The organism is Cytobacillus stercorigallinarum, from assembly GCF_014836495.1.
Lineage (GTDB): Bacteria > Bacillota > Bacilli > Bacillales > Cytobacillaceae > Cytobacillus > Cytobacillus stercorigallinarum.
The window spans coordinates 1-23,873 of the sequence record NZ_JACSQT010000007.1 but is presented as its reverse complement, the minus strand read 5'-3'; the positions used below and the strand labels follow the sequence as shown (position 1 = coordinate 23,873).

The window sequence follows — 23,873 nt, the reverse complement described above, 5'->3', positions numbered from 1 at the left end:
CCTTAGAGTACAAAATAACTAAAACGAAGAACATCAGGTTTAAGGGCCTAATTATTGACATAGGTATACAATAATTACATTTCAATTTTCAATCATTTCTTTGAATTAGAGAGATACCTCGTTTCTTCCTCAGCCAGTTACTTCTTTTTAACTTTTGGCCATAAAGGTCTTTGAACATAATTAATCATCGTATTGAACACAATCCCCCATTGCGTATTTGTTAAAGAACCAATGGGTGTTCCATTTGAAATACCTAAGCTTTTTTTTATATGTTTTAACTGTGGGAGTGTAAATATTCCTCGCAAAGCAATATCTAAAGGGGCATTAGATTGCTTTAGAGCATATTGTGCCAGTCCAAGGAAAGCTAAATAATATTTTTTCTGGACAATGGGTTCTTTCCTTCGAGTTATTAGAACCATTGCAGAATCTACTTTGGGTGGGGGAGAGAAATTATTTCTTGAGATGTCTTTGATATAGTGTATATCAAACCACATTCTCCAAGCTAACACATAAGAATCTTTGACTGACTTTGAGGTAAAGCGTTTTGCAGCCCCTTTCTCCATTACAATGATCCCTTTTTGAAATCCACTTGATGGATTATTTAAAAGCATCTTCATGATTGGAGTTGTAATGGAGTAGGGTATATTCGAGACAACGATAAAATGCTCATCGGGTAAAAAAACCTTCATAATGTCCTTATGGATAATTTTCGTGTTAATATTCTGTGCCGTTTTTTTCTTTAGAATTTCGACAAACTTCATATCATATTCTACTGCAAGGACCTTTCCTGCACTTTTCGCTAATAATGTGGTTAAAGCTCCTTTCCCAGCTCCTAATTCTAAAACTATATCACTACTATTTATATTTGCTCGTTCAATAATTTCATTTAGTAATTTCTTATTACTCATCAGATGCTGCCCAGAAAAATTGGGGAACTTCATACTTTTTAATTTTTTTTCACAGTATTTATGGGTCTTCTTACTCTTCTTCGTCATACTATCTCTTCCCTTCGAAAAATAATAAATCAAAGGGATCTGACTGTGATTCAGAGTAGAGGGAAGAAAGCCTATCTTCATAAGATAAGGGTAAATCCTAGATAGTCGCAACCAAATAAACCTACTTTTTGCTAAAAAAAGAAAGGTAATCATACGTAAAAAAAGAAAAGCATAACTCAGCCTTTCTTCACCTTACATATTTTTTGTAGGAAATGAAGATTATTTAAAAAGGGCAGACTAATCCCGTTTACTCTGTATACACAAAACAGAGCCTTTGAACGTATTAAATTTATGAGTTCAAAGTTGAGATACGAAGTCTGACATATGAATGACCCATTTTAAATAATCCTCCTAATAACAATTTAATGATACATTCTTTATTATAACTCGTTCATCGAAATAAATCAAAATATTTAGAAATTTTTTGCCGTGCAAAGTTTTTTGGAAGTTGTATTTTTCCTTTAACTATCAATATATTTCTTAACAGAGCCATAGAGTAAAAAAAGCCAAACTGACAAAGTAAGTTTTCTGCAAAAATGATGACTTATTTTCAAATTTAACCGATAATAGAGGGAGAAGTATACCGGTTAATATCATCCTATATTGTGAATACCTATCCTATTATCATTTTCTAAAGGAAATCTTCAGTCAACGAAAGCAGTGATATCATGTTTTTACTTCCACAACCAACATCTCGAATCGAAAAAGACAGATTCATCGATATTGTGAAGGAACGTTTATTAAAAGTATATGATGAGAAAATCATGGCTATCGGTGTCTATGGCTCATTTGCCCTTGATGAGGATGGTCCTTATTCCGATATAAATTTTCAAGTGATTGTTTTTGATGGACAACGAATCGATGATTTTCAGTTTATTTATCCGCCGTTTAAGGTGACCATTGAGGCACTGCAAAAACAGCAATACATAACTTCTGCAAAAGAAATAAATGCAGATTGGTCCTTAAACGTTGCACGTTTCATACATACGATGCCTATCTATGATCCGATTATGTTTTTCTCAAAAATGAAAAGCATCCCCCTGCAAATATCTAGCTACGAGATAAAAGATGTAATGAAAGAGTGTATGATTGAAGAGTTGTACGTGAAGATGGCTAAAATAAGAAACTTAAGGCTCATTCAGGAAGAAACCTCATTGTTGTTGAATGCAGTGGAGTTTTGTGAACAAAGTGCTAAGTTAATTGGTTTAGCTAATCGTTATTATTTTCGATCAAAAACAAGGATGCTTGAAGAATCATTAGGAATTGCGACAAAACCTCATGGCTATGAACAGTTAGTGAAACTTATTCTTCAAAGAGATTGGGATAATAGTGAAAATATATATAAAGCTTGTGAGCATCTTTGGACTGGAATCAATCAGTGGTTCAATGAACTTGGAATTAATTATCGCTCACATTCTTTTCCATTTTAAAAGTCATCTTCCAAAACGAGAGAAGATGACTTTTTTTGTCATTATTAAATATCTATACAATAGCCATTGGATTAATCAGATATTATTAGTATCTAAATAAAGGGATTAGTTCTTATTTTTTTTATTCTTCCTGATGACAAAAATGATACCACTAATCCAAAGTACGAAAATAACGACGTAGATTAGATAAATCCAAATATCAGGCGTTTGGAAGGTTAATAAGATGGTCCTGGCGTTAGTAAGGACAATAAAACCACCAACGAGTACGCCTAATAGATAAGGTGGCAGTACTTTAACTAACCATGCTGCAATTGGAGCAGCAATAATGCCACCGATCATTAAAGCAATGACCCAAGTCCAATTCAGTTCTTCCCAGCCTAAAGCAATGAAGAAACCAATGCTAGCAGATAGCGCAATGGCGAATTCACTAGTATCTACTGTGCCAATGACTTTTCTAGCAGATATCCCTTTTTTAGAAAGTAAAACAGGTGTGGCAATTGGTCCCCAGCCACCACCACCTGTTGCATCTGCAAAGCCGGCAATGAGTCCGAGTGGAATGGCTTGTTTGCGCGATAAATGTAAAGTTTGATTTTGTCTTTTCACTTCGTATTGGAAAAGAAACCGAAAAAAAACAAATAAACCTAAAAGTAGGAGAAATCCAGCAATATAAGGTTTAACCACATCTCCAGGTAGTTGACTTAAGAAGCAAGCCCCTATAAATGCACCGATTGACCCTGGAATAATTAAACGAAAAACCGCTTGTTTGTCAACATTGCCAAACTTTATGTGTGATGCCCCTGAGGCAGCAGTCGTTACAACTTCAGCTAAATGGACAGACGCTGAGGCGACAGCAGGAGCAATACCAAAAGTGAGTAAAAGCGTTGATGAAGTTACGCCATATGCCATGCCAAGGGAGCCATCAATTAACTGTGCAAAAAATCCAATAAAGGCAAAAATAATTAGTTTCCTCATAGTCCTTCCCCTTTAAAAGTAATCTAATTTAACATATGAATTTTTTGTACAAGGGTGCATAGAAAGTGAGTGGTGTTTCTCAAATTAAATAGTTAAAAAAGGTATGGTTTTTCCTGAAGATGGCTCTTATTACTGGCATCATCTATGCTTGGCTCATATTGTGAGATGGGTACTATGAAGTGTGATGGTATTTATTGTTTAAAATCAGCAAGTAAACGTAGCATTTAAAAATCATTTTCGAGCTGATTCCAGGCTGATTTCTATAGTAAAAGGAGCAGGAGCGGTTGGCATAATGAATGTATTTGGAGGTTTTAGAAATGGTATAAGTTTCTTACGAGTACCTAACGAATTTTATTCATTCCTTCTCATATCATCCATTAATATTTCAATAACCTCTGGTCTACTAAACTGTTTCGGTAGAATGGCTCCTTGTTTTAACATTTCCCTAACCTTTGTTCCAGAAAGATGAAGGTGTAAAGAAGAATCATGTGGACATGTTTTATGTGAGGCCATGCCATCACATTTAATGCAATAAAAGGTGTGTTCAAAAGGTAATATAGTAATGCCTAGTTCTTCCTTAGGAAAGGTTAAAAATAACTTCTGGGCATCATATGTGCCATAATAATCACCAACACCAGCATGGTCTCTGCCAACAATAAAATGTGTACATCCATAATTTTTACGTGCAATTGCATGATGAAGTGCTTCTCTTGGGCCAGCGTATCTCATCGCCTGTGGGTAAGATGACAATAAAACTCTTTCTTGCGGATAATAATTTGCTAATAAAACTTGATAGCTTTTCATTCTTGTTTCTGCTGGAATATCATCTTTTTTTGTTTCACCAACTAGGGGATGAAGTAGTAAGCCATCAACTAATTCTAATGCTAGTTTTTGAATATATTCATGTGCGCGATGAACAGGGTTTCTTGTTTGAAATCCAACAACCGTCTCCCACCCTTGGGTAGCAATATATTTTCTTACTTCTGCTGGATCTAATTGTAACCCTTCAAGAAAAGCTGGTTTTTGGATTTCTTTTGTTAATGTGACGGGACCGCCGATATACACTTCACCACGATTAAAAAGCTTGTGGACTCCTGGGTGATTGCGGTCGTTTGTTTGATAAATCATACTAGCTTCTTTTTGTTTATCTGGCAGAAAGATATCGCTAATTTCAATATATCCATAAACACAACCATCATAGATTAAATTCGCTTTGTCATTGATTTTTAGCAAATCAGCTTCTTTTTTTGATAGAGGTAAAGTAATTGGAATGCTCCAGATAAGATTATTGGTCAGTCTCGTTTCATGAAGAACTGAATAGTAGTCAGCTGAAGTTAGAAAACCTTCTAAAGGGCTATAAGCACCATTACTAATTAGTTCAAGGTCAGATAAAGAGGTACGATCAAGTATGATCTGCTTAGTAATATGACTCGTGTCTGCATTAAGATTTTTTCTATTAATTAATTTTCCACCATGCGGAATAGAGTTTGTCATGTCCATTATTCCTCCTTCACTTCAGTCGCTCAATTAAATAGTTTACGAGTTCATTTGCACATTCTTCAGGTGATTTTGAGATAGTCGAAATAACGAGTTCTGGAGACTGGGGAGGTTCATATATTTGATCAATGCCTGTGAAATTTTTAATTTCTCCTAAACGGGCTTTCTTGTAAAGCCCTTTTGGATCTCGCAACTCACATTCTTCTAAAGAACATTCCACATATATTTCAATAAACTCATCTTCGTTAAAAAGAAAGCGGGCTAGCTTTCGATCTTCTTCGAACGGTGAAATCAGTGCTGCCAAAACAACAATGCCTGCATCTACGAATAATTTGCCTATTTCAGCTGTGCGGCGAATATTTTCTTTTCTATCTTCATTACTAAATCCTAAGTTTTTATTGATACCGTGCCGTAAGTTATCACCATCTAATAGATAAGTACTCATATTTAATTCGTATAATTTAGTTTGTACAATGTTTGCTATCGTTGATTTACCAGAACCTGATAAACCAGTTAACCACACCATACAACTTTTATGATTGTGCAATTTTTGCCGATTTTCTTTTGAGACTTGTGATTGAGACCAAGTGATGTGTTTTCTACTCTCCATTTAAAAATAACCCCCAATCTAATATTTGTCTCATTTGTTATTATGCATATGTATTTTCAGGTAAGCTTGTACAGGTCATGTGCCTGTTAATAACAAAATTCGTAACCGCTTTTTTGCTTTCTCATATTCTATATAGTAGGAGAAAGGAGTTCGAAGAACCGTGACAAAAAGAATGTCTGAAATAGTAGTGAAAAACTTGATGATGCCTTATTATATCCCGCTATTTTCTAGCAATTTTCCATACATTCTCTTATGGGTGCCGAAAAACGGGTGCACCATTGTGAATAAGTGGTTTATGTATCATATTGGCGTGGCTGGGGATGTGTCTCAGTTGAATGTTGAAATGGCGCATAACTATCGTGACTTTGTCCTTCGGAAGCGTACAGGGTACGTGGGTGAATTAAAAGAGGAATTAATAAATGGTGAAAAAACGATTGTGAAAGTCGTGAGAAACCCTTATAGAAGAGCGGTTAGTTCCTTTTATCATACATTGAGCGGGGAGTGGCTTATCACACAATTAGGAAGTACCGTTACGGAAGGTATGTCTTTTAAAGACTATCTCTTAAAATTGAAATCATTCGGCGAAAGCATATATGAATTAGATAAACATATTGCGCCTCAATATACAATTGGGGAAGAACAGGCACCTATTTGTTACGTGAAATTAGAGAATTTACAACAAGAATTAATAAAGTTAGAAAGGCTTGCAGGACTAAAAGCTTCACCAATAAATGAGATTGCAAAATCCTCTCATCATTTTTCATCAAGAATGAGGCTAGAGGGTGATTATGCAAACAGAGTGATCAATTTTGCCGATGATGAGGAGGGGGATTTGCAGGATTTACCTACAGTCAATAGTTTATATAATGAAGAAACGAAGGCGTTAGTAGAGGAAATTTTTGCTGTTGATATACACCTTTACCGATATAATCTAGGGGAATATTGATTTTTTTGCTATCAAATGAAGAAACCCTCAGTTATGGAGAAAGTGCATCTGAGGATTCCTTTGTATTTAAGAAAACATTTTACCGAATGGACCCTCATCATTAATAATATCTTGCAAGGAATAAAGGGATAATGGGAAATAAATCGTCCCATAAACATATGGAAGTAAGCTATACACATCAAAGATAATGACCAATGTGAGGTCAGCAATATAAAAGGATTGTGCATCTGTGATTCCTGAATAGGGTACAAGAAGATCGTTGGTTAAACCTCTTTCCTGCAACTGTTGTTTTATAAGGATGTTAATCCTTTCTTTGTAATTGCTATTCTTTTTAAAGAGATCTCCAAGTATATATTGCTTGCCAGTTAAACTGTTAAATGTTAACCCGCGTGTAAAAGTAAGGCCATGTGCACCTCCTGAGTAAGAATAAACGGTAAGAGTTAAACTTAATACACCTTGTTGATTGTTTTTTAAGTCAAAACCACCAGTTAATTCAGTTTGAGGATGTCCATAACCTTGATCTTTCATTAATTTATTTAAGCTATCTGAAATGGCTCGATTCATTTTTTGTTTGGCAGCTGGTGGTGTGTAGGAAGTTACTTGCGGTTGAAATATATCTACACGATCATGTTTTATATGAATCGGTTGAATACCAACTGGTAATTTAAATGTATTCATCACATACACCTCCTAGAAACTAACATATGATGGGGAACTAATCGTTATGTGGCCATGACAAGTTTTATATATAATAAAATGATGACAACTATTTAGGATGATAACTGTGTATGAAAATGAAAAAATAAAACAAAGATTAAATACATTTATCAATGTATCAAGAAATATTACATCGAATACAAGTTTAACAAAATTAGTACAAGAAATTATAGAAGCCGTTATTGAATCAATAGATAAGGCTGATGCAGGCTTCTTTCTTCTATGGAATGAAGAGAAGGAATATTTAGAGATAGAAGGAGCTTACAACTTTAAAGAGGAGATGTATTTACAAAATAAGCTTTTAGCAGGGGAAGGGATTAGTGGCTCTGTTTTTGAAGATGGTTGTAGCAAAATGATTCATACGGCAGAGAAGATTAAAGAGGCAATGGGCAATATGCGTAATCAAACATTGCATTATTATTTAGAGTCAACGGTACATGCAGCTATTCCTGTAAGTTGTATGTCTGTGCCTTTGATTCATCAAAATAAAAAAATCGGCGTTTTAACGATTGACAATTTTAAAAACAACGGTTTTTTTAGCGATGAAGACTTAGCGTTCTTAGAAGCCATCGGTCACCAAATTGCGATTTCTATAGTAAATGCTAGAGCTTTTCAAGAAAAAGAAAAACAAACAAAAGAACTAGAAACGATTTTGTCTTTACATAATGAATTGAATCATGTGGCTTTAAAAGGTGACGGTACATTTTCTTTAGTCAAAAAGCTAGCGGAAAAGTTCAGCGGATCGATTCTTTATTTTGATTCACTTTACCGCTTGAAAACATCTTACCCTCCTTCTGAAGATCATCATTTCTATATAAAAGAATGGTTAAAGAAAAATGCCAAGAAATTAAGTATTCCAAGATTGCTTGATGTCTATAAAAAAGATGAATGGGTAGGTCAAGCTATTGGGGTGATGTCTTCTTTCGGGACAATTGGTTTTTTGGTGGTAACTGAACAAAAGAAGGAGTTAAATTTAATTGGTGAATTGGCTTTTAAGCATGCAGCGTCTATTATGGCCATTGAACAAATGAAACAGCAAGAACAAATGAAGCATCAACTCATGGAAAAAGAAGAATTATTAAAAGATATATTGAAAAATAACTTTACTTTAGAAGTACAGAGAGCTTTGAAGAGATATGGCGTTAGTATCGAAGACAAATGTGTCTTTATTGGGATGGAACGGTTGAGGAATGATGAAGCATTAGAAAGCTTTAGTTCAATAGAAAATCAGGTGAAGAGCGTATTTCAAGATCGCTTTCTAACTATTTGTTTTCCTGGTAGGGATATGATTTATGTGATGCTCGCTTCTAAAGATTCTCTATTGAATAGGGAAGAAGAATTAAAAACGAGGTCAGAGAGACTTCAACAATATTATCATCCGAATTTAATATATATAGGCCGATCTGTCGGTTCATTAAGACAAGCCGATATTTCTTTTAAAGATGTACAAATCATGCCTGATTTTTTGCTTGAGCAAGCAAAAAAGACCAGTAAAGTCATAGGATTTAGAGAAATAGGGTATAGAAGATACTTAAACGATGTATCAGATGATGATGCTACTGCTTTTATCAAGATATTCTTAGAAGGGATATTACAAGCAAATAAAAATGATTTGCTTAAAACACTTACAACATACTTACAAACGGACAAAAACGCAGTGAAAACAGCAGAAGAGATGCATTTACACCCTAATACGGTTTATTACCGAATTCAGCAAATTGAAGAGAAGCTTAATATTAACCTTGATTCAATGGAGGATTGTATGAATGTGAAAATAGCACTCGATCTTTATCAACTAAAGCACTCGTAGGATAAAAATGAATGGAATGCTCTAAAAGCGAAGATTTACGTTAACAATGACAAGAAGATGAAAATTTGCTGTAGAAGAGTGATGGTGGGAATAAGATGAAAAATAAACACGAATGTCATTCTATATTAGGTATGCAATGTCATGCTACCTTTAAATAGAATCCATTCGTGTTTGATTTTAGGTGAAGAAATTATATGTCTCATTTATATCATTAATGAGGTCCTATAGCCCAAGAGGTCAAGGCCCTGATGGCCCTGCTTGGGAAATATGAGTGGCGATTTGTTTGACTATTGGTATCACCTCATTAATTCATATGAGAGAATAACCAATCGTTAAACGCCGCGTTTGTTACCCCATATATATGTGTGTAATTGGGGGAGAACTCTTATACTTTTAAATTCACTATCATGCATTGTTTTCTCTAATAACCATTCATATTTAGCTAGTAGGTTACTTCTTAGCACATCGTTATTGTCAGTAATGCTGTCATCGTTGCCAACTTGTAAACAGAAGGAAAGTTTAGGGTAGCGTAAGTGAACTTTTTTTGCATAAGCTAGATCTTCTTCATTAAAGACAACAACTTTTATATTAGGTTGCTTTTCTTCAAGTTTAGCAATAATGTCATCTAGTTTATTAAAATCGGTTTTCATTTGTGAGCTTGGTGGTTTCGGGGATAATGTCAGAAAATCGATATCTTTAAACCAATCTTGCCACTTGCTTCCTTGTGTTTCCAAAGCTGTTTGCACCTTATTGTTTTTAAGAAGCGTCACTAATTCGCCTAAGTTTTTTAGTAATGCAGGATTGCCTCCAGAAATAGTCACAAAATCAAAGTGATCTCCACCGATGTTTTTGAGCTCATGCCAAATTTCTGTCGCTGTCATTTGTTTAATTAAATGTTTACTAGAACCATCCCAAGTAAATGAAGAGTCGCACCAAGTACAAGCGTAATCACATCCTGCAGTCCGAACGAACATCGTTTTCTGACCAATAACAATGCCCTCTCCTTGAATGGTTGGTCCGAAGATTTCCATTACAGGTATTTTACTCATCTTCCATCCACTCCCTTCTTACTTCAGCAAAGCTTGTAGGAGTTTCATAGAGTTTGACATATTCCACTCTAAGTTGTTGAGGACTGTCTACTAGCGCTTCTTTCATTTTTTCATAAACCCATACTACGATGTTTTCAGCTGTTGTATTCATCGGTGGTAGGGTTTCATTAATATACTTGTGATCGAGGTATATTTCGATTTCTTCTTTCCAAAGTTGCTTAATATTTGCGAAATCAACTACGATGCCACGTTCATCAGTATAGCCACTAATACCGAATATTACTTCATAGGTATGGCCATGTAGATTTTTACATTTCCCTTCATATGCGTGAAGGTGATGGGCCGCATCAAATGTAAAGGATTTACTAACGAGTACTCTTTTGTGATGAAATTTTAATTGGTCTTTTTGAATATCCTTATTTATTTTCTGGAGTTCCTCAACAATACGAAAGCCATATAAATCCTTCATGACATTTTCTCCTGCAAATAATGATTTAAGCCTTGCATTCGAAGCTCACATGCAGGACATTCGCCACAACCATCTGCGATGATGCCATTGTAACAAGTTAGTGTTTTATTTCTAACATAATCAAGTTTGCCAAAATCATCAGCCATCGCCCATGTTTCCGCTTTGTTTAGCCACATTAGGGGCGTATGTATGACAAATGGTCTTTCCATAGACAAGTTTAATGTGACATTTAATGATTTAATAAATTGATCACGACAATCCGGATAGCCACTAAAATCTGTTTCGCATACACCTGTAATGATATGCCTTGCCCCTATTTGGTAAGCGAGAATGCCAGCGAATGAGAGAAATAATAAATTTCTACCTGGTACGAAGGTTGAAGGTAATGCCCCATCTTCACCGTTCTTGACAGCAATATTTGATCGGGTCAACGCATTAGGCGCTAATTGATTGAGCAGTGTCATATCTAAAATATGATGTTCAATTTGTAAATCATCTGTAATTGCCTTAGCACATTCAATCTCAATGGCATGCCTTTGATTATAATCAAACGTTACAGCGACTACTTCAGTGAAATGTTCCAAAGCCCAGAATAAACAAGTAGTACTGTCTTGTCCGCCACTAAATACGACAATGGCTTTTTCATTCTTCTTCATAATTAATCTCCTTTTAAACAGAAAAACAGCACCACTAAGAAAATGGCGCTGTTTTTCCTTAGTTTTTTTGAGAGGGTTTAGCTAGAACCTCTACCGCTAAGCGGAATTTGACTTAAGTTGTCGCTAGTCATTATAACATAAATAATGAGCAGTATTCGTCTTTTTTTAAAAGTAGAAGGGGATAAAAAGGTCAAATCTATTCTGAGGTGTTGTATGAATAAAAGGAAGGAGTTTTTAAGGAGAGAAGAGAAGTAAAGGGTAAAGTCTACTAAAAAGAGAAGGAAATGGCTTTAAGATTGTTTTTTGAAAGAAGGTGTAAGGGAATGAGGTGGAAACTTAGAATACCTTTAATCCTATTGACTATGGGGCTAACGTCTAAACTCTTTCAACTATTCATAGGTAATGGCTCCTTTTTCAATCGTTTACTCTATATCTTCTTAACAGGTGGGGTCATTTTTTTATTAGAAAGAACAGGCTTGAACAATCAGAAGGTTCATTTTTCGTTTGGTGTGCTGATTATATTTGTTGGGCTATCGGTAGATTATTTTTCAATATAAGAAATGATTGTTTAGCTCGAACTAAGATGGAGGTGTTTCTAATCAGTTTAAAGATTGATAGTAAGATAAATAATGTTTTTATTCATGTCTCAAACTTAAAGTACTCAGCCACATGGTATGCAACTCTAATGGGATTGACGATTGATGAGGAAAAAATTCAATCTCCCGTTTTTAATCTTCCTGTCACAGGCGAAACAGGATTGAGCCTTGATGATCATACAAAAGATCCTAGCTTTGTTTTTAAACCAGCTTCTCATGCTATGTTTAATTTGTATACGAATGATATTGATAAGGCTTATCAATTTGTCATCTCGAACGATATAAAAATAGTAAAAGAAATGGAATGGGTAGGTGAATTGGCTTATTTCCTCATTGCTGACCCTGATGAAAATGTATTAATGCTATGTAATATGTAAAAAATAAACCCAGTTCGCAAAAAAGAAGCGGACTGGGTTCATCTTTTTATTTTGTCAATGAATCTGCAATTGTTGCTGTTGTTGCTCCTTCAAGAAATTTCAAAGCAGCTGTTCCTAGTGTTTTAGCTGCGATAAGAAGGGAGCGCTCATCAATATTAAATCGTGGGTGATGGTGGGGGTAGGTCATTTGCCAATTAGGATCCTGTGCCCCTGTAAAGAAGAAAGCTCCTTTTACATGTTGGAGATAATAAGCGAAATCTTCTCCACCCATAAGCGGATCACATTCTACTACTTCTGTTACTTCTTCAATCTCCTTAGAGATATTTGCAATAAATGCTGCCTCTTCTGCATGGTTAACAACAGCGGGGTAGCCCCGTTTGTATTGGAAATCATAGGTGGCCCCAAATAGCTGGCATGTTGAACTTAAATAGTTATCAAGCTCTTTTTCTATTAAATCACGTGTATCATCATCAAAGGTTCTTACAGTACCGATTAGTTTAGCTGTATCAGCAATGACATTAAAAGGGTTTAATGCCTCAAAATGACCAACTGAGACGACAGCTGGATGAAGAGGGTTCGCTCGGCGAGAAACAATTTGCTGTGCACTTGCGACAAATTGGGAGCCAACCATCACTGCATCTTTTGTTAAATGAGGTTCAGACCCATGGCCACCTTGCCCTTGGATGAGAATGTCGAATTGGTCAGCTGCTGCCATAATAGGTCCTGGTTTGACTTGTATCGTGCCTAGAGGGAAAGTTGACCAAAGATGTGTGCCAAATATGGCGTCAACCCCATCTAAGCAACCATCTTCAATCATAGAAATAGCACCACCAGGGGCAATTTCTTCAGCGAATTGGTGAATAAAAACGATTGTTCCTTCAATATCTTCCTGGATTTTATTAAGTGCTTTAGCTAAAACGAGTAAAGTTGCTGTATGTCCGTCATGACCACAAGCATGCATCGCACCATCGATTTTTGATTTATATGGAAGGTCATTTTCTTCTTGAATGGCTAATGCGTCGAAATCAGCTCGAAGCGCAACTGTTTTACCGGGTTTTCCACCACGAAGAGTAGCGACAACACCCCTGCCGCCAACACCGGTACGAACGTCATGACCGAGCTTTTCATGATAATCAGCTATATAAGCAGGTGTTTTCACTTCTTGATACGAGATTTCGGGATATTCATGAAGAAATCGGCGGATAGAAATCATTTCTTCTTCGTACTCTTTTAACAAAGCAAATAATTTTTCCATTACTTGAACGCCTCTTTTCAAAAAGATTTAAATGATTGAATAGTATAATTATAGGAAAATTGAGTCTCCAGGTCCAACTGGTAATCCAAGAAGGTACCAAATAGAGAACAAAATAATCCATCCGATGGCAAAACAAATTGAGTAAGGTAGTAAGGCAGAGATTAATGTTCCGATTCCAATGGATTTATCATGCTTTCTAGCGAAAGATAATAAAATTGCAAAGTAGGCAAGCATCGGTGTAATCGGATTCGTTATCGAGTCACCAATACGGTAAGCCATTTGAGTAAAGGCTGGACTATAACCTAAATACATAAACATTGGTACAAAAATCGTTGCTAAAAGTGCCCATTTGGCTGATGCACTCGCAATAAGTAAATTAATCAGAGCACAGATGATAATAAAACCAATTAGCATTGGTAAACCTGTGAAATTCATTGCTTGTAAGAGTTCTGCGCCTTTAATAGCAAGAATAGGACCAATATTACTCCAATTAAAGAAAGCAATCATTTGCGCTGCGACAAATGCCAGTACAATAAAAGGAGCTAAATCAGCAATAGATTTGAACATTTTATCTGCGACATCTTTATCAGATTTAATGGTTTTTGCACCTATTCCAAAAGCGATAGCTGGTAGTAAGAATAGGAAAAGCATAATAGGAACAATGCCTGCCATAAATGGACTATTAATGAAAGAGCCTGTTTCTGCATCACGTAACCATCCGTTTTCAGGAATGACAGCAATAAGTAAAATAGCGATATAAGCAAAAATTGTGATGCCGGCCCATTTTAAGCCCCGTTTTTCGTCGTTTGAAATTTCGGCAATGGCTTCAACTTTACCATCGTATTTTTTGAATCGCGGTTCAACAAACTTAACGGTTACCCACGTAGCTAGTCCAACGAGTAGAAAGGTTGATACAATCAAGAAATAATAGTTCATTGTTGGATTGCCGACATAATTAGGGTCTACCATCCTTGCAGCTTGTTCTGTAATACCAGCTAATAATACATCTAGTGAATTTAGTAGAATATTAGCTGAGAAGCCACCACCAACTGCAGCATACGTAGCTATTAAACCTACTAGCGGGCTTCTTCCGACACTCATAAAGATAAGAGCAGCAATAGGTGGGAATACAATAAATGCTGCATCTGCGGCTACTCCACCGACAATTGCTGTAAAAAGTACGACTGGAAGGATGAGCTTCTTAGGTGCACTTAAAACTGATTTTTTCATGACAAGTTGTATAAGACCAGTGGCTTCTGCAACGCCTACTCCAAGCATGGTGACAAGTACTAGTCCGAGTGGTGCGAAGGAGGTAAAATTGCTAACCATATTGGTGAGAATCTGTTCAATTCCTGCTCGGTTAAGGAGATTAATCACTTCTATCGGTTCTCCAGAACTAGGATCAGTAGCAGAAACACCAATCTTAGCAAGTAAAAAAGATAAAAAAAGTATCATACCTGACATGATTACAAATAGTGTAATAGGGTCAGGTAATTTGTTTCCTGCCCGTTCAATACTATCGAGGAAACGATCGGTTAATTTCTTTTTAGTAGGTAAAGGTGCTTGCTGTTTTGGTATTGCGCTCATATAAACCCTCCTTGTTGATTCACTTTTTTGAAAATTATAAGGGTATTACGAGAAAAAAACTATGTGATGAATTCTAAAAAAAATATATTTTTTTAGATGAATGTACAAAAATATATCTTTTTGATGAATGAATGAGATGGACAAACGTATATATACCAAAGGAAATATAAAATTCCTAATACTTTAACTCACTAATGAATTTAAGTGATGGAAAATATAAGACTAGGATAAATTAATAAGGCTTTTTGTTCTAAAATACAATAAATGGTTAAAAGTTGAAACTTTTTCTTGTTTAGGTTCGTAAAGATTTATGATGGGAGAGTGTTTTATAATGGGGTTTATCAAAAAAAGAAAAGTAAAAAGAAGAAAGAATCCATTTGGGATGTTTTAGTTGAAATCGTCTTGTGGATCCCTGAGGTTCTATTGTGGCCATTAAGAGCTCTGTTTTTTCTTACAAGGAAAACCTATCATTTCTTTATTTCTAATTAAGGAATAGGGTTCTTACTTCCCTTTCCTTCTTTTTTCTTATAATATGGTATTGATGAAAAGAATAGAAGATTGTTAACAGCAGGATAAACAGTTTAAATAAAAGGTAGGTTTAGGATGGAACAATTGATATTAGATCTTGTAAATTGGTTTAAAGATTTATCATATATAGGTATTTTTCTTGCTCTTTGTATCGAATTTATTCCGGCTGAGGTTGTTTTGCCATTGGCTGGTTTTTGGGTGTCTGAAGGAGACATGTTGTTCTGGGGTGTCGTCATTGCCGGCTCTTTAGGTGGTGTTGTTGGCCCGCTTACTTTATATGCAGTTGGTCGTTACGGGGGTAGACCTATATTAGAAAAGTACGGCAAGTATTTTTTTATGTCTCCAGAGAATTTAGAGAAGGCGGATGCGTTTTTCGCTAAACACGGGGCATTTGTTGCCTTTTCTGCTCGTTTTCTACCAGGGGTGAGAACAGTGATTTCTGTTCCTTGTGGGATGGCAAAAATGAATCCTTGGATTTTTTCACTATACACATTATTAGCGATGACCCCGATTACATTCTTTTATGTTTACTTAGGCGTACAATTAGGCGCAAATTGGTCAGATGTAAAACCAATACTTAATCAATATCTTGTGCCAATTGGTATCGTACTCGTTATTTTATTTGTCATTTATTTACTTATTAAGAGAAGGAAAAATAAAAAAGCTGAATCACTTTCAGATTTCTTAGGGAAAAAATAAAAATGAAAAGTAATGTAATCACTGATTGTGAAGTGAGGGCATTGCTTTTTATTTTAATAGAAAAAATTTTTGAATTAGCATGTGATCAGTGATTGGCAGAATGTTATCAATCAGATTGGTAGCCACATAAGGGTATTTATCTAGTCATACGTGCACAAGTCAGTAGGCGAGAGAAGTGTACATTCTCAAATAATCATAATGTTCATCGATTGCTTGACGTTTTTCAAGGAACTAGGTTTCACATAAGAATTATGGAAATTCAGTTAGCTTGTTTCCTTCTTGCTAAAAGAATCACATCTCTCTATCCATCTTCATGCTTGGCGATTTCCCTAATCTTGGACTACTCATGATTCGATTTTCATAGCTATTCTCTCCTCTATATCTCCTATTTTTCAAAAAATGTCTTGTTATTAAAGGAGATAATTGTAAATAGTATAATATTTCTTATTAGAAAAGGGATCAATCATTTCTAAGGAGGAGTATAAATGAGGAGTTATGTATCGAAAAGTAAGCATGGCATTAATCGTGAATCTCTCCCGTTTAAATTGTACGAAAAGGCAAAGAAATTTGGCGTGTGGGACCCTCGTGACATCGACTTTAGTCAAGACAAGAAAGATTGGCATACTTTATCAAAAGAACAGCAGGATTCGATCCTCAGACTAGTTGCCTTGTTCTATAGCGCTGAAGAGGCTGTAACAAAAGATATTCTGCCACTGATTTATGCGATATCAAAGCAAGGTCAATTTGAAGAAGAAATGTATTTAACGACCTTCCTTTTCGAGGAAGCGAAACATACAGATTTCTTTCATTTGTTTTTAAAAGAAGTAGGTATAGAAAGAAATCTAAATAGTTATCATTCTGAAGCATATTTAAATGTGTTTGATAATATCCTTCCGCAAACGATGGAGAAGCTATTGGTAGATCAAACACCACAGACAATAGCGGATGCGGCAGTTGTATACAATATGTTTGCTGAAGGGATATTGGCGGAAACGGGGTATTGGAATTTCTATGAGAACCTACAAGACTTAAAAAAATTACCAGGCTTACTTGAAGGGATTTCTTATATTAAAAGAGATGAGTCGAGACATATTGGCTTCGGGACTTTTTTGCTACAACGTCTTATTACGGAAGATGAAGCTATGTTTGATTATATTATGAATAAACTCCATCAACTCATGCCAATTGCCGAGGCAATTAATCAAATGCCTGAAGAAGTTAACCCATTTGGGGTAAAATTGGCAGATAGCCGAGCTTTTATGATGAAGCAGTTACATGCGAGAATAGAGGTTTTACGTAGAGCGAAAGGTAAAAGTTTAGAAGAAATTTATAAAATGGAGCCTGTTGTAGAGTAGATTGTTTGATCTTTTAAGCCGTTCATCAAGAATGGCTTTTTATTTCGAGAAAAAGTAAATACTCTTTTCCATTTCTTTTATAGCTTGCCTTCTATAAATAGAGGTTGGATATGAATGGAAATCGATGGTTGAGCAGTGTTAAAATAAAGAATGAATCAATATCGTGAGGTCATTATGGATATATCTTACTTAGGATTAGCACTAGTAGAGTCATGGTGTATTGAAACGAGCACGAAATGGACGGTGGAGAATCCTGCTGCAGGACAATGTGGTGTTACCGCATTAGTCGTTCAAGCATATTTAGGTGGAGAAATTGTGAAAACATTTATGGGCGAGGGGTGGCATTTCTATAATAAAATTCAAGACGCCTATCTAGATTTTACAGCTAGTCAATTCGATATGGTAATTGATTATAAGCCTGTTGTTTCCAACAGAGAGGAAGCATTTGAGGATACGAATCTTAATCAGTATCGTTATTTAACAAAGGAAATGAATAATCGACTAATATCGCTACTTGGAGAGGTAGGAAGGAATTATGGTAGATAGCCTTATTTTTGATTTAGATGGTACATTATGGGATTCTAGAAAAACCGTTGCTGATTCATGGAATATCGTTATTCGAAAAGATGCAGAAGTGCAAAAAGAATTAACAGTAGCAGATTTAAAAGCAACAATGGGGTTAAGAATGCATGAAATTATGGAAAAACTGTTCCCTTATTTAACTAAGGAGAAAAGAGAATCATTATTGGAAGCACTAAGCAAAGAGGAACTGGAACATATCCGGAACTATGGTGGGACATTATACCCGCAAGTAGAGGAAACATTGTCAGAGTTGGCTAAGACCTATCAATTGTTCATCGTAAGTAATTGCCAAGAAGGTTATATTGAAGCGTTCTACGAAGCACATGGATTGGGAAAATATTTTCAGGACTTTGAAAACCCAGGAAGAACTGGTTTATCTAAAGGGGAGAATATACAACTCATTATGAAGAGAAACAACCTACAGTCTTCCATTTATATTGGCGATACAGATGGAGATAGAGAAGCTGCAAAATATGCCGGGATTCCTTTTGTGTATGCGAGTTATGGTTTTGGAGAAGTGATAGACAAAGATCAAATAATTGAACAATTTCAAGACCTACTACATATGAGGCTAGAGAGGGGATAGCTTCATGAAAGCATTGGTCATCTTATTCCACGCATACGCTGATTTTGAAATTAGTCATAGTTTATTTTTACTTCGAAAAGTCGCAAAAATGGAGATTGTTACTGCATCGGTTGATGGCTTGCCAGTAACAAGTATTGGTGGCTTAAAAACGACAATTGACGTTTCATTAGAAAATCTGAATATAAAAGATTACCAACTTATTTTAATCCCCGGTGGTGATGGAATTGATAACGAGCTACTGAATAATAAATGGTTAATTCAGCAAATTCAATCAGCATTCCAATCACGTATTCCAATTGCATCCATTTGTGCATCAGCCTTAATGCTAGGAAAAGCAGGTATATTGTCTGGTGAGCGTTTCACTTGTTTACCACATACTTATAATAAGTATCAATCGCTCTTCGAATCAAGCGATTATACAGGACAACCAATTGAAGTAAATAATCGCATAATTACGGCTAAAGGAACAGCATTTGCCGCTTTTGCTATTGCCGCCCTTAAACTAACTGGTGTGGATCTCACTGACCAAGAGTGGGAAAAATGGCGCCAGTTTTGTATGGTAACATAGTACATCAGAAGAATCTAGTCATCATTGTATAAAAGAAAATATTCACTTATTCACTTGTATTGAAAGAAAAACACAAGGGGTGTGTTATTTTTGGATGAACGTAATGATTTAATTGGTGATATGTTAAAAAGTAAAAAAACTACGCCGCTGCAAGGACAAGGTAAACCACTTCCTAAAGGCTATCTACAGAGAGATATTTTTCAAAACTTCCAAAAAATCGCCAAAGATGCGGGTTACTTACCTCCATGGTTAAAACTTCAAAAGGAAATTGCAGCGCTTGTACATCAAGCACAAAGTAAACAAGATATTGCCACGATTAATGAAAAAATTAAAGAATACAATTCGATTTGTCCACCACAAATGCAGCGCTACCCGATTAGTCTTGAGGGGCTAGAAAAAGCAAAAACATTATGGTGAAAAGAGTCCACTCGAACAGATTCTTATTCGTTTGATAGTCAGCCTGTTATACTTGCAAAAAGGAGGCGATCATTTTGAGTAAAATTATATTATTCGATGGCGAATGCAATTTTTGCGATCAAAGTGTGCAATTTATATTGAAAAGGGATCATCAGGGTGAGTTTTATTTTGCCTCCTTACAAGGTGAAAACGGGCAATTACTTTTAAGAAAACACGAAATTGATCCGGCAACTGATAGTTTTATATATATAGAAAACGATCGTGCCTATGATCAATCAACTGCAGCTATTAAAGTATTGCAACAATTAAGGGGAATGTGGAAACTTTTCGCTGTCTTTCGTATCATTCCAAAACCGATGAGAGATAAGGTGTATCAATTTATTGCTAAACGGAGATATAAGTGGTTCGGTAAAAAAGAAAGTTGCCGTTTACCCTCACCGGAAATTCGAAAAAGGTTTCTTGATTAATCTAATTAATTGGTAATCAAATCAATATTATTAACATATAATGTGGTTTAATTGTTAAAAAACACGCTCAATCGAACAAAAAAACAGAAGATGATCTTCTGTTTTTTTTAAGCAGTTGGTTTATTAAAATACTTTGTTGTAAAGGAAGTTAATATCGCAAGAATTGTGTACAATACTGTCCAAATCATAAAGGTTTCATTATAGATCGTAAAGGAGAGTATAGTAAAGATAATTGCTGTTAATAAAGGAACAAGATACATATTCCGCTTTTTCCAAGCCACAAGAATAGATGCGGCTATTACAATAGTTGGATAGATAAGTATTGTTAATACGAGTGTCATTTTAAATCGCCTCCATTATCTCTATACCCGAAAAATAAAAAAAGAACCATTTTCGGTTCTTTAAAATTCTTTTTGAGAGATAGGAAGGAATAACTTAATGCCTCTACGATTAAAAGGAAGGAGTTTGGAGTCAAGCGCAAGATGACTGATATATCCCGTCATACAAGCAATATAAGCGCCATTTATGCCTATCGCTAATTGAAAAAAATCAGCAATAAAGTGAAAGAATATTACACCTAAAATAGAATGAGTATAACTTCTATGCGGGACGAATGATGCTATAAGAATATAGCAGCCCATGAGCATAAGCCAAATTTCTTGTAATAATATTCCGCACACAATGACTCCTACACCCGTAATGATAAGCATATGTCTCTGCTTTATGTAGGAAGATAAAAGAAACATCGCCAGCCCAATGCCCATGCTTATCCATTGATCTACGGCTGTAGCTTCATAAAAACTATAAAAAATAATTAACAATCCAATGATTTGTGCAGTTGCTTTAATAAATTTGTGAGAAAGGGTGATTCTATTTCTCAGTTTACCGTCGATATCTAAATCTGGTAAAAGTGCAGAAATTGTTCCAATACCAATAAGCGCTAATGTGGCCGATGGCGTTGCTTGAAGCGTATTTGCGGTCACAAAACCTGCAACAGCACCAATACTCGCATGAGCGGTACCATTCACTTTCATTCCACCTTTTTCTAAGTTGTCTTTTTCTATTCTACAATAAAACATCTGTTCTGTTTATCCTTTTTGCAGGAAAATTGTCAAATGAACAAGAATTTATGTTAAATACTTTGATTAATGGGAATCAATCTCTCTTTTTAAACTATATTGCCATAAAGAAGGTTAGGTACGACCCCTTTTATGGGTAAATACATTGAAATAAGGGCAATTAAAAAATAGTTTTCATGATTAAGATACAAAAAGAGAGGAGAATGACAATGAACTGGATACATCCATTTGCACTGGCAGTATTAGCTTTCTGGGCTTCTTATTTTATGAATGATTCATTAAGCATCTCCTTATTAGTGGCGTTGGGTGGATTCATCATCGGTTTGATTTTCTCATTATTAATCTTTAAGAAGGCAAAAAGGAAACATATATGACGAGGAACTATGGATTTATATTCCTACTAAGAGGGTGATGACGATACAAGCGGTTTTATTTGATTTTGACGGGACATTAGCTAATACATTGCCATTGTGCATCTATTCATTGCAAGAAGTTTTCCGTACATTTGATCAGCGAGAATTGGCTGTGAAAGAAGCGAAAGAGTGGTTAGGAAATCCAGAAAGTAAGATTATAGAGGAGCATTTATTAAGCAATCAGAAATTTGAAGCAATAGAATATTATTATAAAGTTTATAAGAACAATCATTCAAGATTAGTAGAGAATAATAGAGAGATTGACCATTTACTGTCTTATTTGAAAGAGGAAGCAATTAAGTTAGCAATTGTTACAGGGAAAGGGAGAAGAAGTTTGCAGATTTCGTTAGAATGTCTGCAAATGACATCCATTTTTGACTGTATAGTTACGGGAGATGATGTACTGCAAGCAGAACCTGATCCAGAAGGTATAAATCTTGCCTTATCAATGCTAGAAGTACCGTCATCCGAGGTTATTTTTTTGGGGGATAGCAATTGTGATATCGAAGCAGGGTTAAAGGCGAATATTTATACAGCGGGTGTTCATTGGTTACCTGATGGAAAGACAACTGAATTTGAGGTGATACCAGATTCAGCTTTTCTAACGGTGGATGAATTTTTGGATTTTTTAAAATTGGGTGCTTTACACGAGAGTTAACCAAATAAATATTCGAAGAGGGGACAAAGAAGCATGAGTATTCAATATCCAATTGGCGAATTTTCTGTATGTGAAGAGGAAATTAATGAAAACAAGATAAAAACTTGGATAATAGAAATAGAGAAATTTCCACGCCTGCTCCGAAAAGTTGTAGAAGAGTTTACTGAAGATGAACTAAACATACCCTATAGAAAAGGGGGATGGACGGTGCGTCAGCTCATTCACCATTTAGCAGATAGCCATTTAAATGCCTATTTAAGGGTGAAGTTAGCGTTAACAGAAGAAAATCCGATGATTAAAGATTATCAACAAGATCAATGGGCACGCTTGCAAGACTATCATTTACCAATTGAAGTGTCTTTAAGTATGATAGAAACTGTTCATTTGCGTTGGACTGTTGTGCTAAAAAGTTTGTCTATTCATGAGTGGCAGCGGACGTTTGTTCATCCTGAATCGGGTCAACTTTCCATTGGGAAGGCAACTGGAATGTATGCATGGCATGGCCGTCATCACCTCGCTCATATTACGGCTAAGCATAAAGGTGAGAAATGAATGAGGGATAAAAAATGGGGAGAATTTATTATTTCTATTAATCAATCATATTTAGATAGAGAGTTAATTTATCAGTTTTTACATAATGAAGCGTATTGGTCAATCAATATTCCTAGAGAAGTCGTGATGAAATCGATCGATGAAAGTAGGCTAGTTTTTGGGCTGTATAGAGGAAGGTTCGATGGTGATTTTGAGCAAGTAGGGTTTGCTAGAGTGGTCACAGATTTATCCACATTTGCTTATCTTTGTGATGTCTTTATTTTACCTCAATACAGAGGAAAAGGCCTATCGAAATGGTTGGTCGAAACAATCATTTGGCATCCAGATTTACATGATATTCGTAAATTTATGTTGGCAACAAAGGATGCACATTCATTATACGAAAGGTTCGGTTTTGAAACAGTTGAATCACCTGAACTGTTATTGCAAAGGGTAAGGAAAGTACCTTATTAATCGTTCTTTAGAAAGATGTAATGGGTCTTAAAAAGGTTACTATTTACATGTTAGGATGCTTTTCTATACATTAACTAGTTCTATTAGCATGGTAAATTTCCATTATTATTAAAACAATATTCTAAAATTATTGAATTATAAAGATGGAATCGATAAAATGTTTAATTATAGAAATAGCTAAGGGGTGTCACATGAAAATGGAACTGATTAGACATACCATTCGTGCAAGAGAAACATATGAAGTGAAGATAGAGTCATCGTTATTATGGGAGTGTGCCCTCGGAATCGCAGCCGTAACAAATACGCGTTTAATATCACATTTGGAAAAGCCGATGGAAGAATGGAATGATATTAAAAAAAAATTATCAAACGAGCTCCTAAAAGAATTAGAAATCGTTCAAAAGAACAACACATGGAAGGCATTGCTACAATTATTACATCAAAAGGAATTTGATAGTTTACATATGTTTGTTCACTAGTGTTGCATAAATATTGTCGCAATTTTCAGTCTGATTATCCTCCCTGTTTAGAGCCAAAAAGGTAAATACCT

Annotated in this window: 29 protein-coding genes and 1 riboswitch; of the genes, 17 read left to right on the top strand and 12 right to left on the bottom strand. The window is 35.4% G+C overall.

The genetic code is table 11. The features are described 5' to 3' along the window. Positions 1 to 137: 137 nt before the first annotated feature. A complete protein-coding gene (gene erm / locus H9655_RS14185; RefSeq protein WP_191815118.1) occupies positions 138 to 995 on the bottom strand; it encodes a 23S ribosomal RNA methyltransferase Erm in 858 nt (285 codons plus the stop codon). A gap of 668 nt (positions 996 to 1,663) precedes the next feature. Between erm and H9655_RS14180 the strand changes: the two genes are divergently transcribed. Further along, entirely contained in the window at positions 1,664 to 2,425 is a 762-nt protein-coding gene (locus H9655_RS14180) for a kanamycin nucleotidyltransferase C-terminal domain-containing protein (RefSeq protein WP_191815116.1), read from the top strand. A gap of 105 nt (positions 2,426 to 2,530) precedes the next feature. Here H9655_RS14180 and H9655_RS14175 read toward each other — a convergent pair whose 3' ends face one another. The 3 genes from H9655_RS14175 to cysC all read right to left on the bottom strand — a co-directional run bounded on the left by H9655_RS14175 (position 2,531) and on the right by cysC (position 5,504). Beyond that, complete coding sequence (locus tag H9655_RS14175) at positions 2,531 to 3,397, bottom strand: sulfite exporter TauE/SafE family protein (RefSeq protein WP_191815114.1); 867 nt, start codon at positions 3,395 to 3,397, stop codon at positions 2,531 to 2,533. Positions 3,398 to 3,748: 351 nt separating this feature from the next. After that, entirely contained in the window at positions 3,749 to 4,891 is a 1,143-nt protein-coding gene (gene sat / locus H9655_RS14170; RefSeq protein WP_191815112.1) for a sulfate adenylyltransferase, read from the bottom strand. Positions 4,892 to 4,907: 16 nt separating this feature from the next. Then, positions 4,908 to 5,504 carry an adenylyl-sulfate kinase gene (cysC, locus tag H9655_RS14165; protein ID WP_191815110.1) on the bottom strand — a complete coding sequence of 199 codons (597 nt, stop codon included), beginning with the start codon at positions 5,502 to 5,504 and terminating at the stop codon, positions 4,908 to 4,910. A gap of 160 nt (positions 5,505 to 5,664) precedes the next feature. Between cysC and H9655_RS14160 the strand changes: the two genes are divergently transcribed. Next, entirely contained in the window at positions 5,665 to 6,450 is a 786-nt protein-coding gene (locus H9655_RS14160) for a sulfotransferase family 2 domain-containing protein (protein ID WP_191815108.1), read from the top strand. Positions 6,451 to 6,516: 66 nt separating this feature from the next. On the opposite strand, the gene H9655_RS14155 is transcribed toward H9655_RS14160, so the two are convergent. Continuing rightward, entirely contained in the window at positions 6,517 to 7,128 is a 612-nt protein-coding gene (locus H9655_RS14155) for a DUF3298 and DUF4163 domain-containing protein (RefSeq protein WP_191815106.1), read from the bottom strand. A gap of 106 nt (positions 7,129 to 7,234) precedes the next feature. Between H9655_RS14155 and H9655_RS14150 the strand changes: the two genes are divergently transcribed. After that, a complete protein-coding gene (locus H9655_RS14150) occupies positions 7,235 to 8,977 on the top strand; it encodes a helix-turn-helix domain-containing protein (protein ID WP_191815104.1) in 1,743 nt (580 codons plus the stop codon). Between the two features lie 332 nt (positions 8,978 to 9,309). Here the strand turns inward: H9655_RS14150 and queE are convergent, their stop codons facing one another. From queE to queC, 3 genes are read right to left on the bottom strand one after another with little or no spacing between them, the layout of a single operon-like run. Then, the gene (queE, locus tag H9655_RS14145) at positions 9,310 to 10,026 is read right to left on the bottom strand and encodes a 7-carboxy-7-deazaguanine synthase QueE (protein WP_191815102.1); all 717 of its coding nucleotides are present in this window, start codon (positions 10,024 to 10,026) and stop codon (positions 9,310 to 9,312) included. Further along, complete coding sequence (gene queD, locus H9655_RS14140; RefSeq protein ID WP_191815100.1) at positions 10,019 to 10,495, bottom strand: 6-carboxytetrahydropterin synthase QueD; 477 nt, start codon at positions 10,493 to 10,495, stop codon at positions 10,019 to 10,021. The genes queE and queD overlap by 8 nt, the downstream gene beginning before the upstream one ends. Further along, a complete protein-coding gene (gene queC, locus H9655_RS14135; protein WP_191815098.1) occupies positions 10,492 to 11,151 on the bottom strand; it encodes a 7-cyano-7-deazaguanine synthase QueC in 660 nt (219 codons plus the stop codon). Before queC ends, queD begins: the two co-directional genes overlap by 4 nt. A 52-nt stretch (positions 11,152 to 11,203) precedes the next feature. After that, a riboswitch (PreQ1 riboswitch) is annotated at positions 11,204 to 11,248 on the bottom strand. A gap of 226 nt (positions 11,249 to 11,474) precedes the next feature. Here queC and H9655_RS14130 point away from each other — a divergent pair. Together H9655_RS14130 and H9655_RS14125 are read left to right on the top strand one after the other, a co-directional pair. Then, the gene (locus H9655_RS14130) at positions 11,475 to 11,708 is read left to right on the top strand and encodes a hypothetical protein (RefSeq protein WP_191815095.1); all 234 of its coding nucleotides are present in this window, start codon (positions 11,475 to 11,477) and stop codon (positions 11,706 to 11,708) included. A gap of 26 nt (positions 11,709 to 11,734) precedes the next feature. Further along, positions 11,735 to 12,124 (top strand): VOC family protein, encoded by a 390-nt coding sequence (locus tag H9655_RS14125; protein ID WP_191815093.1) that lies wholly within the window; start codon positions 11,735 to 11,737, stop codon positions 12,122 to 12,124. A 46-nt stretch (positions 12,125 to 12,170) separates the two neighbouring features. Here the strand turns inward: H9655_RS14125 and H9655_RS14120 are convergent, their stop codons facing one another. Continuing rightward, positions 12,171 to 13,379 carry a M20 family metallopeptidase gene (locus H9655_RS14120; RefSeq protein ID WP_191815091.1) on the bottom strand — a complete coding sequence of 403 codons (1,209 nt, stop codon included), beginning with the start codon at positions 13,377 to 13,379 and terminating at the stop codon, positions 12,171 to 12,173. 48 nt (positions 13,380 to 13,427) lie between these two features. Next, on the bottom strand, positions 13,428 to 14,966 hold the full coding sequence (locus H9655_RS14115; RefSeq protein ID WP_191815089.1) for an AbgT family transporter: 1,539 nt from the start codon (positions 14,964 to 14,966) through the stop codon (positions 13,428 to 13,430). A gap of 603 nt (positions 14,967 to 15,569) precedes the next feature. Between H9655_RS14115 and H9655_RS14110 the strand changes: the two genes are divergently transcribed. The 7 genes from H9655_RS14110 to H9655_RS14080 all read left to right on the top strand — a co-directional run bounded on the left by H9655_RS14110 (position 15,570) and on the right by H9655_RS14080 (position 20,168). After that, the gene (locus H9655_RS14110) at positions 15,570 to 16,193 is read left to right on the top strand and encodes a DedA family protein (protein WP_191815087.1); all 624 of its coding nucleotides are present in this window, start codon (positions 15,570 to 15,572) and stop codon (positions 16,191 to 16,193) included. 485 nt (positions 16,194 to 16,678) lie between these two features. Further along, positions 16,679 to 17,548, top strand: a complete 870-nt coding sequence (locus tag H9655_RS14105; RefSeq protein ID WP_191815085.1) for a R2-like ligand-binding oxidase — start codon at positions 16,679 to 16,681, stop codon at positions 17,546 to 17,548. A 150-nt stretch (positions 17,549 to 17,698) separates the two neighbouring features. Then, positions 17,699 to 18,094 carry a YunG family protein gene (locus H9655_RS14100; protein ID WP_225230646.1) on the top strand — a complete coding sequence of 132 codons (396 nt, stop codon included), beginning with the start codon at positions 17,699 to 17,701 and terminating at the stop codon, positions 18,092 to 18,094. Further along, a complete protein-coding gene (locus tag H9655_RS14095) occupies positions 18,084 to 18,716 on the top strand; it encodes an HAD family hydrolase (RefSeq protein WP_191815083.1) in 633 nt (210 codons plus the stop codon). The genes H9655_RS14100 and H9655_RS14095 overlap by 11 nt, the downstream gene beginning before the upstream one ends. A gap of 4 nt (positions 18,717 to 18,720) precedes the next feature. Beyond that, on the top strand, positions 18,721 to 19,284 hold the full coding sequence (locus tag H9655_RS14090; protein ID WP_191815081.1) for a DJ-1/PfpI family protein: 564 nt from the start codon (positions 18,721 to 18,723) through the stop codon (positions 19,282 to 19,284). A gap of 81 nt (positions 19,285 to 19,365) precedes the next feature. Continuing rightward, entirely contained in the window at positions 19,366 to 19,701 is a 336-nt protein-coding gene (locus H9655_RS14085) for a DnaJ family domain-containing protein (RefSeq protein WP_318245491.1), read from the top strand. A 74-nt stretch (positions 19,702 to 19,775) separates the two neighbouring features. Next, complete coding sequence (locus H9655_RS14080) at positions 19,776 to 20,168, top strand: thiol-disulfide oxidoreductase DCC family protein (RefSeq protein WP_191815076.1); 393 nt, start codon at positions 19,776 to 19,778, stop codon at positions 20,166 to 20,168. Between the two features lie 107 nt (positions 20,169 to 20,275). On the opposite strand, the gene H9655_RS14075 is transcribed toward H9655_RS14080, so the two are convergent. Continuing rightward, positions 20,276 to 20,509: a DUF2651 family protein gene (locus H9655_RS14075; RefSeq protein ID WP_191815074.1), complete on the bottom strand. Its 234-nt coding sequence runs from the start codon at positions 20,507 to 20,509 to the stop codon at positions 20,276 to 20,278. Between the two features lie 60 nt (positions 20,510 to 20,569). After that, positions 20,570 to 21,202, bottom strand: coding sequence for a metal-dependent hydrolase (locus tag H9655_RS14070; RefSeq protein WP_225230667.1), 633 nt, complete (start codon positions 21,200 to 21,202; stop codon positions 20,570 to 20,572). A 254-nt stretch (positions 21,203 to 21,456) separates the two neighbouring features. On the opposite strand from H9655_RS14070, the gene H9655_RS14065 reads away from it, so the two are divergent. The 5 genes from H9655_RS14065 (at position 21,457) to H9655_RS14045 (ending at position 23,802) form a co-directional block, all read left to right on the top strand. Next, a complete protein-coding gene (locus tag H9655_RS14065) occupies positions 21,457 to 21,621 on the top strand; it encodes a hypothetical protein (protein ID WP_191815070.1) in 165 nt (54 codons plus the stop codon). A gap of 37 nt (positions 21,622 to 21,658) precedes the next feature. Further along, positions 21,659 to 22,318 (top strand): HAD family hydrolase, encoded by a 660-nt coding sequence (locus tag H9655_RS14060; protein ID WP_191815068.1) that lies wholly within the window; start codon positions 21,659 to 21,661, stop codon positions 22,316 to 22,318. 33 nt (positions 22,319 to 22,351) lie between these two features. After that, positions 22,352 to 22,870: a YfiT family bacillithiol transferase gene (locus H9655_RS14055; RefSeq protein ID WP_191815066.1), complete on the top strand. Its 519-nt coding sequence runs from the start codon at positions 22,352 to 22,354 to the stop codon at positions 22,868 to 22,870. After that, positions 22,871 to 23,323 (top strand): GNAT family N-acetyltransferase, encoded by a 453-nt coding sequence (locus H9655_RS14050; RefSeq protein WP_191815064.1) that lies wholly within the window; start codon positions 22,871 to 22,873, stop codon positions 23,321 to 23,323. Positions 23,324 to 23,514: 191 nt separating this feature from the next. Then, a complete protein-coding gene (locus H9655_RS14045; RefSeq protein WP_191815062.1) occupies positions 23,515 to 23,802 on the top strand; it encodes a hypothetical protein in 288 nt (95 codons plus the stop codon). The last annotated feature ends 71 nt before the right edge of the window (positions 23,803 to 23,873 follow it).

Bases quoted from the DNA above. Each gene is read 5' to 3' on its own strand.
- H9655_RS14055 (WP_191815066.1), top strand. From the start codon at position 22,352: ATGAGTATTCAATATCCAATTGGCGAATTTTCTGTATGTGAAGAGGAA.
- H9655_RS14060 (WP_191815068.1), top strand. From the start codon at position 21,659: ATGACGATACAAGCGGTTTTATTTGATTTTGACGGGACATTAGCTAAT.
- H9655_RS14070 (WP_225230667.1), bottom strand. From the start codon at position 21,202: ATGAAAGTGAATGGTACCGCTCATGCGAGTATTGGTGCTGTTGCAGGT.
- queC (WP_191815098.1), bottom strand. From the start codon at position 11,151: ATGAAGAAGAATGAAAAAGCCATTGTCGTATTTAGTGGCGGACAAGAC.
- H9655_RS14120 (WP_191815091.1), bottom strand. From the start codon at position 13,379: ATGGAAAAATTATTTGCTTTGTTAAAAGAGTACGAAGAAGAAATGATT.
- queE (WP_191815102.1), bottom strand. From the start codon at position 10,026: ATGAGTAAAATACCTGTAATGGAAATCTTCGGACCAACCATTCAAGGA.
- H9655_RS14110 (WP_191815087.1), top strand. From the start codon at position 15,570: ATGGAACAATTGATATTAGATCTTGTAAATTGGTTTAAAGATTTATCA.
- H9655_RS14175 (WP_191815114.1), bottom strand. From the start codon at position 3,397: ATGAGGAAACTAATTATTTTTGCCTTTATTGGATTTTTTGCACAGTTA.
- erm (WP_191815118.1), bottom strand. From the start codon at position 995: ATGACGAAGAAGAGTAAGAAGACCCATAAATACTGTGAAAAAAAATTA.
- H9655_RS14050 (WP_191815064.1), top strand. From the start codon at position 22,871: ATGAGGGATAAAAAATGGGGAGAATTTATTATTTCTATTAATCAATCA.
- cysC (WP_191815110.1), bottom strand. From the start codon at position 5,504: ATGGAGAGTAGAAAACACATCACTTGGTCTCAATCACAAGTCTCAAAA.
- H9655_RS14125 (WP_191815093.1), top strand. From the start codon at position 11,735: ATGGAGGTGTTTCTAATCAGTTTAAAGATTGATAGTAAGATAAATAAT.
- H9655_RS14075 (WP_191815074.1), bottom strand. From the start codon at position 20,509: ATGACACTCGTATTAACAATACTTATCTATCCAACTATTGTAATAGCC.
- H9655_RS14090 (WP_191815081.1), top strand. From the start codon at position 18,721: ATGAAAGCATTGGTCATCTTATTCCACGCATACGCTGATTTTGAAATT.
- H9655_RS14065 (WP_191815070.1), top strand. From the start codon at position 21,457: ATGAACTGGATACATCCATTTGCACTGGCAGTATTAGCTTTCTGGGCT.
- H9655_RS14155 (WP_191815106.1), bottom strand. From the start codon at position 7,128: ATGAATACATTTAAATTACCAGTTGGTATTCAACCGATTCATATAAAA.
- sat (WP_191815112.1), bottom strand. From the start codon at position 4,891: ATGACAAACTCTATTCCGCATGGTGGAAAATTAATTAATAGAAAAAAT.
- H9655_RS14045 (WP_191815062.1), top strand. From the start codon at position 23,515: ATGAAAATGGAACTGATTAGACATACCATTCGTGCAAGAGAAACATAT.
- H9655_RS14130 (WP_191815095.1), top strand. From the start codon at position 11,475: ATGAGGTGGAAACTTAGAATACCTTTAATCCTATTGACTATGGGGCTA.
- H9655_RS14115 (WP_191815089.1), bottom strand. From the start codon at position 14,966: ATGAGCGCAATACCAAAACAGCAAGCACCTTTACCTACTAAAAAGAAA.
- H9655_RS14100 (WP_225230646.1), top strand. From the start codon at position 17,699: ATGAATCAATATCGTGAGGTCATTATGGATATATCTTACTTAGGATTA.
- H9655_RS14105 (WP_191815085.1), top strand. From the start codon at position 16,679: ATGAGGAGTTATGTATCGAAAAGTAAGCATGGCATTAATCGTGAATCT.
- H9655_RS14180 (WP_191815116.1), top strand. From the start codon at position 1,664: ATGTTTTTACTTCCACAACCAACATCTCGAATCGAAAAAGACAGATTC.
- queD (WP_191815100.1), bottom strand. From the start codon at position 10,495: ATGAAGGATTTATATGGCTTTCGTATTGTTGAGGAACTCCAGAAAATA.
- H9655_RS14095 (WP_191815083.1), top strand. From the start codon at position 18,084: ATGGTAGATAGCCTTATTTTTGATTTAGATGGTACATTATGGGATTCT.